Origin of the sequence: Thalassolituus sp. UBA2009 (assembly GCF_002335285.1) — a bacterium.
GTDB classification, from domain to species: Bacteria; Pseudomonadota; Gammaproteobacteria; order Pseudomonadales; family Oceanobacteraceae; genus Venatoribacter; species Venatoribacter alkanivorans.
Genome location: NZ_DDCJ01000026.1, coordinates 7,381 through 15,578 on the forward strand (window position 1 = coordinate 7,381; position 8,198 = coordinate 15,578).

7 protein-coding genes and 1 pseudogene are annotated in these 8,198 nt (G+C 55.1%); 6 read left to right on the forward strand and 2 right to left on the reverse strand.

What is annotated here, in order from left to right; all coding sequences use genetic code 11:
* The 4 genes and pseudogenes from B3P58_RS03040 to B3P58_RS03055 all read left to right on the forward strand — a co-directional run.
* Window positions 1–1,005: pseudogene (locus B3P58_RS03040) on the forward strand (hypothetical protein); the annotation flags it as partial.
* A 2-nt stretch (window positions 1,006–1,007) separates the two neighbouring features.
* Window positions 1,008–2,060, forward strand: a complete 1,053-nt coding sequence (gene rsxD, locus B3P58_RS03045) for an electron transport complex subunit RsxD (RefSeq protein WP_286716024.1) — start codon at window positions 1,008–1,010, stop codon at window positions 2,058–2,060.
* A 9-nt stretch (window positions 2,061–2,069) separates the two neighbouring features.
* Entirely contained in the window at window positions 2,070–2,738 is a 669-nt protein-coding gene (gene rsxG / locus B3P58_RS03050; RefSeq protein ID WP_286716025.1) for an electron transport complex subunit RsxG, read from the forward strand.
* Window positions 2,739–2,740: 2 nt separating this feature from the next.
* Entirely contained in the window at window positions 2,741–3,454 is a 714-nt protein-coding gene (locus B3P58_RS03055; protein ID WP_286716027.1) for an electron transport complex subunit E, read from the forward strand.
* A gap of 198 nt (window positions 3,455–3,652) precedes the next feature.
* On the opposite strand, the gene B3P58_RS03060 is transcribed toward B3P58_RS03055, so the two are convergent.
* Window positions 3,653–4,474, reverse strand: coding sequence for a hypothetical protein (locus B3P58_RS03060; RefSeq protein ID WP_286716029.1), 822 nt, complete (start codon window positions 4,472–4,474; stop codon window positions 3,653–3,655).
* A gap of 310 nt (window positions 4,475–4,784) precedes the next feature.
* Here B3P58_RS03060 and B3P58_RS03065 point away from each other — a divergent pair, with 310 nt between their 5' ends.
* Together B3P58_RS03065 and B3P58_RS03070 are read left to right on the forward strand one after the other, a co-directional pair.
* Window positions 4,785–5,780, forward strand: a complete 996-nt coding sequence (locus B3P58_RS03065; RefSeq protein ID WP_286716030.1) for a rhodanese-related sulfurtransferase — start codon at window positions 4,785–4,787, stop codon at window positions 5,778–5,780.
* Between the two features lie 264 nt (window positions 5,781–6,044).
* Entirely contained in the window at window positions 6,045–6,584 is a 540-nt protein-coding gene (locus tag B3P58_RS03070) for a hypothetical protein (RefSeq protein ID WP_286716031.1), read from the forward strand.
* A 93-nt stretch (window positions 6,585–6,677) separates the two neighbouring features.
* Here B3P58_RS03070 and metE read toward each other — a convergent pair.
* Window positions 6,678–8,198 (reverse strand): 5-methyltetrahydropteroyltriglutamate--homocysteine S-methyltransferase (gene metE, locus B3P58_RS03075; protein ID WP_286716032.1); only part of this gene is annotated, 1,521 nt, incomplete at its 5' end.

Here is an 8,198-nt window from a genome sequence, read left to right on the forward strand (position 1 = left end):
GTGTGCCCGAGCCATATTCCGCTGGTGCAGTATTACCGTTACGCCAAAGGCGCCATCCGCGAAGAACGCGCAGCCCAGGCCAAGGCCGAACGCGCGCGCCAGCGCTTTGAAGAGCGTCTGGCCCGTCAGGAACGCGAAGTCGCCGAAAAAGAAGCCAAGCGTAAAGCCCGTGCCGAAGCGGCGGCCAAAGCTCAGGCGGCCAAGCCTGCCGTCGCCGCAGACAGTGCAGCCGCGACAAGCAATGCGCCTGCAGCTGACGGCAACGCCGAACTGGAAAAACTGCAGAAGCAGTTCGATGCCGCGCAAAGCGCACTGGCGAAAACCAAAGAAAAACTCGAAGCCGCCCGTGCCGATGAAAGCATGGCCGACAAAGTGCCGTTATTTGAAAGCGCGCTGAACAAGACTCAGGACAAAATCAAAGACCTGGCCAAACAGCTTGCGGCCGTGAAAAAAGCCGCCAAAGCCGCACCGGTAGCAGCCTCTGCTGCAACGACCGACACCGACAAAGGTGACCCGAATTCGCCGGAGCGCTTAAAGCGTAAATGGGAAACCGCTCAGGCACGGCTGGATACCGCACTCAAGCGTCTGGCCGAAGCCAAAGAACAGGGGCTGGATACCGTTGACGCGCTGCAGACCGGTGTTGATAAGCAGCAGGAACGGGTGAATGAAGCCAAAGCGGCTTACGATGCGTCTGTCGCCGATGGCGCTGCGGCCGGTGCGACTGTCGGTGGCAGCACTGCGCCTCAGGCAACAGGCGCTCAGACTGCTGACAATAGCGCCGCCGATCAGGCCGCCAATATCGAAGCGCTGAACAAGAAGATCCTTGCCCAGCAAGACCGGGTGGCAAAAATGCAGGAGCGTCTGGATATGGCCAAAGCCGAAGGGCTGGACACCGTAGATGCCCTGACCCTCGGCGTACAGAAACAGCAGGATAAACTATTGCAACTGCAACAGGAGCTGGCCGCCCTTGCGCCGGCCGGCACAACATCGAACGAGGCGTCCTGACCATGGGTTTGCTGACCTTATCTTCACCCCACACCCACGGCCCGAACAGCACCAGTAAGGTGATGGCGACGGTGATTCTTGCCACCCTGCCGGGTCTGGCGGTGATTACCGCCCTGTTTGGCTGGGGCACCTTTATTAATGTGCTGCTCGCCAGTGTCACCGCGGTTGCGAGCGAAGCGGCCATTCTCAGTATCCGTAAGCGTCCGCTGGCGTTCTTCCTGAAAGACAACACCGCGCTGTTAACCGGTGTGCTGATTGGTCTGGCCCTGCCGCCTTTTGCCCCCTTCTGGATTACGCTGGTTGCCACCGCTTTTGCCATCGTCTTTGCCAAGCAGCTGTACGGCGGTATGGGCAACAATCCGTTTAACCCGGCGATGGTTGGTTATGCGCTGGTGCTGGTGTCGTTCCCGGTACAGATGACCACCAGCTGGGCGCTTTCAACGCAGATGTCCGGTCAGGCGACTCTGGGCTTTGCCGATACCCTGCAGGTGATTTTTGCCGGTTCCGCCAGCCTGGCCGATGGTTTCAGTGGCGCCACGCCGCTGGATGCTTACAAACATCTGATTGCCAAAGGCACCGCCGACAGCGTACTGGCCGAAGCCACCTTTAACGGCTGGCTGAACGGCGGCTGGGAATGGGTCAACCTGGCGTTTCTCGCCGGTGGTCTGGTGCTGATCTGGCGCCGCATTATCAGCTGGCATATTCCGCTGGCGATGCTGGTATCGCTCAGTCTGTGCTCGCTGATGCTGGGCTGGGATGAAGATATGTACACTCCGCTGTCGCTGCATCTGCTCAGTGGTGCCACCATGCTCGGTGCCTTCTTTATTGCCACCGACCCGGTGTCGGCTTCCACCACGCCACGCGGCAAACTGATTTACGGTGCCGGTATCGGTATTCTGCTGTACGTAATCCGCACCTGGGGGGCTTACCCGGATGCCGTGGCCTTTGCCGTGCTGCTGATGAACTTTGCTGCCCCCTTTATTGATGCCTACACCCAGCCGCGGACCTATGGTCACGCCAAAGCCAAACGCGGCCTGCCGCCAAAACAACGCTGAGGAGCGGCCATGAACGATTTACTGCAATCTATCCGTCGCAATGCCATTGGTCTCGGCCTGTTTGCCATGGTCACCGCCGGTGCCATCGCGGTGGCTCAGGTCGGCACCAAAGAGCGCATTGAGCACAATATCCGTATGGCTCAGGCCAAAGCGCTGAATGAAATCGTGCCGGCCGGCAGCTACGACAACGACCTGCTGACCGATGTGATCGCCGTCGATAAACGCTTTAACCAGCAGTTGCTTGGCCCCTTACCGGACGATGCCCAGATTCATCTGGCGCGCACCAATGGCCGGGTTAACACCGTGATTCTGCCGGTGGTTGCTCCGGATGGTTACACCACCCAGATTGCGGTACTGGTTGGCGTGCATGCCGACGGCAGCATTGCCGGCGTACGGATTATTGAGCACAAAGAAACACCGGGGCTGGGCGATAAAATCGACCGTAAAAAATCCGACTGGGTACTGGGCTTTAACGATAAAAGCCTGAATAACCCGAAAGCAGAACGCTGGGCCGTAAAAAAAGACGGTGGCGATTTTGACCAGTTTACCGGCGCAACCATTACCCCGAGAGCGGTTGTTAAAGCGGTAAAACTGGCGCTGAAATTTTTTGAATTACATAAAAACGAACTGCTGGGACAACGCCTGACCGAACCCCAGCATTCAGGCAGCGGAGAATAATGATGGCAACGAAATCCCTGCGCGACATCAGCCTCGACGGCTTATGGCATAACAACCCCGCTCTGGTGCAGCTTTTGGGCCTGTGCCCGTTGCTGGCGGTAACCGGCTCAGTGGTGAACGCCCTTGGTCTGGGTCTGGCGACCATGATGGTGCTGGTAGGCTCGAATTTTTCCGTGTCCTTAATCCGCAACCACGTACCCGATGCCGTGCGCCTGCCTGCCTTTGTGATGATTATCGCCTCCTTTACCACGGTCACTGAGCTCGTGATGCAGGCATTCACTTACGAGCTGTACGAAGTGCTGGGTATCTTTATTCCGCTGATCGTTACCAACTGCGCGATTCTTGGCCGTGCCGATGCCTTTGCCTGTAAAAACCCGATTATTCCATCGGTGGTTGACGGTTTTACCATGGCGCTGGGCTTTACCATCGTGCTGATTATTCTCGGCGCGATGCGTGAAATTCTCGGCCAGGGCGTGATTCTCTCCGATATGCAGTTACTGTTCGGCCCGGCCGCCGCCAGCTGGAAAATTGAACTGGTAAAAGACTACCCCGACTTTTTATTCGCCATTCTGCCACCCGGTGCCTTTATGGCGATGGGGCTGTTAATTGCGCTGAAAAACATCATCGACGATAAGCTGAAAGAAAAAGCCGAAGCACAGAAAGCACCGGTTGAAGCCGGCAGTAAGCGGGTGCGGGTGACTGGTAAAATCAGCTGAGAACGACTGAACATAAAACAATAAAAAACACCGCTACGCCGGTGTTTTTTATTGCCCATTATTATTCCGCCAATACTCTGCACAGCAGTTTCTCGTTCCTACGCTCTGCGTGGGAATGCAACTGTGCCAGCAAGGGCTACCACGCAGAGCGTGGGAGCCAGGTGATTATTCCGCCAATACTCTGCACAGCAGTATTGTTTAAAACGACATCCCCTCACACTCACCTTCCGGCCAGGAAGCCTGCTGCATGGGTAAAAATTCATCCTCACCCACTGCCCCATACAACAGATCACTGAAAAACGCGGTATGCAGCCACAACTGCTCCTGCTGCCAGCGTAAACCGCCCGGCAGGGCAATGGCATCCTGCAACGCCAGCCACTGACATTCGCCGTCTTCATAAACCTGAAGCTCCATGCTCTGGCCCTGAAGCCTTATATAAACCCAGGTCTGTTCAGCACTCTGTAGCTGCCAGACGCCCTGAAACTGCTCGCGCAGGAGTGCCAGCGGCAGGTTACTGTTCCAGTGCTCGGCCGCATTCAGACGCCAGATAACCTCTGGTGAATTCTGCCTTTCAGAATTGTTGCGCAACCGCCCGTTCAGCTGGCGTATAACCCGGCCGTACTGGCGCATCGTCAGCTGAAAACGGACACCGGCAGCATCAACAGCCTCCTCTGCCGCTTCGGCAACAAGCTGCAGCGCAATACGGTAATCACCCGGCGCCAGCTGATGGTCAATATGCAACCGCTGACGTACCGCGGAGTGCTCACTGGCGTCGGTCTGCTCCAGCCAGACAGGAAGGGTTTCTCCAAAGGGATGCGTTGGGCGGATGATTTCACCGGAAGGTGCCATCAGCCACAACTCGGAAGCGGTACTGCCCTGCCAGGACAATTCAATAGTTACGGCGTCCTCATGTCCGGCAACAGAAGAGCTGACAGTGGTCGCAAGAACACTGACACTCAGCAGTACAAACAGGCAGCCAAGACAGGCCGAACGGTAATATCGCAGGCTAATCAATCGCACAGGTCACTCCTTTGCCGGTACGAAAAACTCTTGCCGAACTTAGCGTGCCAACGCGATGGCCGCTATTGGCTGCGATTAATTTCAACCAATATTCCTAAGCCTGCCTTAATGGCTGGCTTAATGACCGCTCAATGACGGTTTGACAGCAACGCGCCATCAGACAGCCGGGGCAAAGTCCGCCGTACTGGGCAGGCCGTACGATTCCGGTATAATGCCGCCCGCTTATTGCCACTCACGGCAACAGGCTTTGATATTTGACCGTATTTTTCACCCCTGCACCGGATTTACGTTCCGGCCAGCCGAGGACATTATGAACACTCCTGCTACAAGCCCTTACGTCGTTTGTGCGATGTATAAATTCGTTACCCTGGATAACTTCGAAGACCTGCGCCAGCCACTGCTGGATGAAATGCTGCGTCTGGATGTAAAAGGCACCCTGTTACTGGCCGCCGAAGGCATTAACGGTACCGTGGCCGGTTCGCGTGAAGGCATCGACGCCCTGCTCGATTACCTGCGTCGTGATGAACGCCTGAAAGACATCGATCATAAAGAATCCTACGACGATGACATGCCGTTTTACCGCACTAAGGTAAAACTGAAAAAAGAAATCGTAACCCTGGGTGTGGAAGGCATCGACCCGAAACGCGTGGTGGGCACTTACGTAAAACCAGCCGACTGGAATGCCCTGATTTCTGATCCCGACGTGGTGCTGGTCGATACCCGTAACGACTACGAAGTGGAAATCGGTACCTTTAAGGGCGCCCTCGATCCACGCACCAAAACCTTCCGCGAATTTCCGCAATACGTGAAAGAAAATCTCGACCCGGCAAAAAACAAAAAGGTTGCGATGTTCTGCACCGGCGGCATCCGCTGTGAAAAATCCACCGCTTATTTAAAAGAGCAGGGTTTTGAAGAGGTGTATCACCTCGAAGGCGGTATCCTGAAATATCTGGAAGAAATTCCGCAGGAAGAATCCCTGTGGGAAGGCGAATGCTTTGTATTCGATAACCGCGTCACGGTGAATCATCAGCTGGAAAAAGGCGACTACGACCAGTGTCACGCCTGTCGCCGACCAATTACCGAAGCCGACAAAGAACACGAGCATTATGTGCCCGGTGTCAGCTGCCACCACTGCCATGACGAATTCGACGACGCTCAGCGCGAACGTTTCCGTCAGCGTGAACTGCAGATGCAATTAGCCAAACAACGTGGCGAAGAGCACCTCGGCAATGATCTGGCCTCCGTTATTGAAAAGCGCCGCCAGGAAAAACTGGCCTTAAAAGAACAGCAGCGTAAGCGCAGCTGATTCCCTTGCGGGCCTGTTTATTGTGATAAACAGGCTCCGCCCCCTCTCCTTCCCGAATATTTCCCGCTACAAATCCCGCCCTGTCCTCCGCCCAATCCTCTGCTAAGCACTCCTGCTGAAGATGTCTGCCGATTTGCTTTTCCCGCGGATTACTCTGTTCCTCAGGGTAATCATTGAGCCAGCCCGGAAATCCGGCTAATTTCAGGCCTCGACAAAAAGCACACAGTGATAGCGACTGACCAGACTCCGCTCAGGGAATACATAATGAAAATAATAAAGATGCCGCAGGGATTGCACGAAGTATTTGGTGAACAGCAATCAGCCGCCGAAATAGTGGCCACGCTGATGTTTGCACTGGCCGGCAGTGCTGTCATGTATTTTGGCCTGTACCAGCCAACACATCCCGGAGTTACCTGGATGACCGTGCCTGGAATGCTTCTGGTGGCCGATGTTTTCGCCGGTTGTGTCGCTAACTTTACCCACGGCACTAACCGTTTTTACGCCGGGCGCCCAAAGGGCCGGCTGATTTTTATTCTGATTCATGTGCACATACTGGCCATCGCCTGGCTTCTGGGGGCGCCATTTGAATACGCATTACTCACCTGGATATACACCATCGCAGCCGCTCTGATTATTAACCAGCTGCAGGGACATAAACTGCAGACCTTTTTTGGGGCCTTTTTAATGTGTATCGGTCTGTTAGTGCTGATTGCCCTGCCAATACCGGCCTGGTTTCTGCTGTGCTGCGTATTTTTTATGGTGAAGGTGGTGTTCAGTTTTGCGGTTAATCATTACCCGCAGTAACGCGCAAAAAAAAGGGCAGAGGTAGCGTTCACCACCTCTGCCCAAAGCGTCTGATTTTTTTGGCCTTTAACCGGCTCAGGCCAGCCTGTTTATTCAGACCTGCTCGGCCACCTTAACCTCAGTGCGCAATTGCACGGCAACAGCCACCATGGCTTCCAGCGCCGGAATCACTTCTTCCCAGCGGCGGGTTTTCAGGCCGCAGTCCGGGTTCACCCAGAGATTTTCTGCAGCAACAACAGCAAGCGAGTCACGCAGAATAGTCAGCATCGCGTCAGTGGCCGGAATATTCGGACTGTGAATATCGTAAACCCCCGGGCCAATGCCATTGTTGTACGGCGAGCTTTTAAGGGTTGCGAGTAATTTACTGGCCGAGCGCGCGGTTTCCAGCGTAATAACATCGGCGTCCATGCCCTGAATAGCCGGCAGAATATCGTCAAAGTCGGCATAACACATATGGGTATGAATCTGGGTGGCTGCAGCCACACCGGTCACACTGAAACGGAAACTGTTCACCGCCCATTGCAGGTATTGTTTATGCGCTGCTTTACGCAATGGCAGACCTTCACGCAGCGCCGGTTCATCCACCTGAATAATACGGATACCGGCACGTTCCAGATCCTGCACTTCGTCACGCAGCACCGCCGCCAGCTGATACGCCGTAGCTGACCAGGGCTGGTCATCGCGCACAAATGCCCATTTTAAAATAGTGACCGGACCGGTGAGCATGCCTTTCATGCGCTTATCGGTCTGGCTCTGGGCAAATTCACTCCAGCGCACGGTCATTGGCTGCGGACGTTCAATATCGCCATAAATAATCGGCGGTTTAACGCAACGCGAACCATAACTCTGCACCCAGCCGTTGGCTGATACTGCAATGCCCTCCAGCTGTTCGCCGAAATATTCCACCATGTCGTTACGTTCGGCTTCGCCGTGCACCAGAACATCCAGACCAATCTGTTCCTGCACCCGGATGGCATGGACTATTTCGGCTTTTAAACCATCTTCATATTCTGCCAGCGTCAGCTCGCCCTGTTTAAAACGACGACGTAACTGGCGGATTCCACTGGTCTGCGGAAAAGAACCAATAGTGGTGGTCGGGAACAGCGGTAATTGCAGTAATTCCTGCTGTAATGCCGCGCGCTCGTTAAAAGGTAAATCGCGCTGCCACTCGAACGCTGCAGCATCGGCGGCCCGTTGTTTTACCGCGGCTTTATGCACCGCGGTTGAGGTACGGCGCGCCTGAATGGCATCGGCCTGTGCCTGCCAGGCGGCAGAACTGAGCACATCACTGTTATTTAATGCATTGCGCAGCAATACGCCCTCTTCCAGTTTTTGCTGAGCAAACGCCAGCCACTGGCCAACGCCATCCGGCAGCTGATGTTCACCGGCGGCGTCATAGGGCACATGCAACAATGAACAGGAAGTGCCCAGCCATAAACGCTCGCCCAGTTGCTGCCTGGCTTCCAGCAAAGATTCACGGATCGCATTTAAATCGGAACGCCAGATATTGCGCCCATCAATAACGCCGACCGACAACACTTTATAAGGCCCGATACGATCAAGCGCCGGTGTCAGCTGTTCCGGTGCACTGACCAGATCCAGATGCACACCCTG

Coding starts and splice junctions, on each gene's coding strand:
- B3P58_RS03070 (WP_286716031.1), top strand. CDS start 6,045: ATGAAAATAATAAAGATGCCGCAGGGATTGCACGAAGTATTTGGTGAA.
- rsxG (WP_286716025.1), top strand. CDS start 2,070: ATGAACGATTTACTGCAATCTATCCGTCGCAATGCCATTGGTCTCGGC.
- rsxD (WP_286716024.1), top strand. CDS start 1,008: ATGGGTTTGCTGACCTTATCTTCACCCCACACCCACGGCCCGAACAGC.
- B3P58_RS03065 (WP_286716030.1), top strand. CDS start 4,785: ATGAACACTCCTGCTACAAGCCCTTACGTCGTTTGTGCGATGTATAAA.
- B3P58_RS03055 (WP_286716027.1), top strand. CDS start 2,741: ATGGCAACGAAATCCCTGCGCGACATCAGCCTCGACGGCTTATGGCAT.